A 1,330-nucleotide genomic window follows, 5' to 3' on the forward strand; every position below is an offset into this window, starting at 1 on the left:
TTTTGCCGATGTACCTGTAAGGGATGGAATAATAATGTTTTTCAGGATTCAGACATATATGGGACGTTTTGGTTACTGTGGCATGTTTAAACTGTTTGAGTTCGTACCTTTCTGATGGCAAGGGGGCCAGAGCATTCCTTTCTTCCCTATCAAAAAGCTCCTTTCTTGATTCAGGCCTTTTTTGGAAAGGTGTGCAGTTATGGGTATTGAGGTGGTGACGGATGTCCTCATTCAAGGTTCTGATGTCATGATATACCCTGTTCCTGATAGGGGCGTAGATTCTGCTGTAAACAATGGCCACAGTCTTTTCAACCAAAGCCTTATCCTGTGGCTTTCTGCTCCTGGCAGGAAAAACAACGCAGCCGTAATGGTTGGCAAAGTCAAGAAAATCCGGATTGATCACCGGTTCATACTTATCGGCTTTGGTGACAGCACTTTTTAGGTTATCCGGAACAAGGGCTCTGGGAACACCGCCAAAGTAATGTAAAGCATTTTCTGTGGCGGCGATAAAGTCCTCTTTCCTTTGTGAGGGAATGGCTTCCACATAGCTGTACTGACTGTGTCCAAGAGTGGCGACAAATACCTCCATGTGCGTCACTTCCCCGGTAACGGGATCTGCAATAAACAATCTGTCACCTGTAAAATCTATATAAAGTTTGTCGCCCGCCAAATGTTCGATCCGCATACTGGCGGATAAACCCATACGCCACTGTCTGTAGTTGTCGCAAAACTGCGAATAGCTATAACCGTCAGGATGTTTCTGACGGTATTCTCCCCATAAGACCCAGCGGTTTACACCGGTTCTTTTGAGTTCTGATTCCATAAACGGGAAGAAGGACTGAAGATCCTGATATCTCTGTTCGGATTTTTGGTCAGGATCATTGAGCAGTGTATCGAGTTGCTCATCACTCTTGCAGAGAAGCTCTCCATAGGTCAAACCTTTGGAGTCAACCAACTGTAAGTACTTTTTGACCGTATTACGGGCAATGCCCAAAGTTTTGGAGATGGTCTGCAATGCCATGCCGTTGTCACGGTGGCGGATTATCTGTTTAAGATTGCTCATAGTTATCGTTGTTCCTGCCATACTTTACAGTGTTAGTTTTACTGTAAAGCAAACGATAACTGAAAAAACATAAGTGGTCAGGATTGTCATTCTGGCAATGTTGACCACTTGGTGAGGTGGTCAGGATGGCCGGATTGACAGTGGTCAAGATCACCGGAATTTTATCCCTAGAAGAAGTTATTGGCCCCTAAAAGGGGTGGTCAACATCATCGGAAAAAAGTGGTCAGCATCACCGGAACAGGTGGTCAAGATGGATCGGAATATACA

1 protein-coding gene is annotated in these 1,330 nt (G+C 45.0%); it reads right to left on the reverse strand.

All coding sequences use genetic code 11. The annotated features are described in order from the left end of the window. Positions 1–1,063 (reverse strand): IS21 family transposase (gene istA / locus IE080_RS19320; protein ID WP_189586820.1); only part of this gene is annotated, 1,063 nt, incomplete at its 3' end. Between the last annotated feature and the right edge of the window lie 267 nt (positions 1,064–1,330).

The organism is Mongoliitalea lutea (assembly GCF_014652135.1).
GTDB classification, from domain to species: Bacteria; Bacteroidota; Bacteroidia; order Cytophagales; family Cyclobacteriaceae; genus Mongoliitalea; species Mongoliitalea lutea.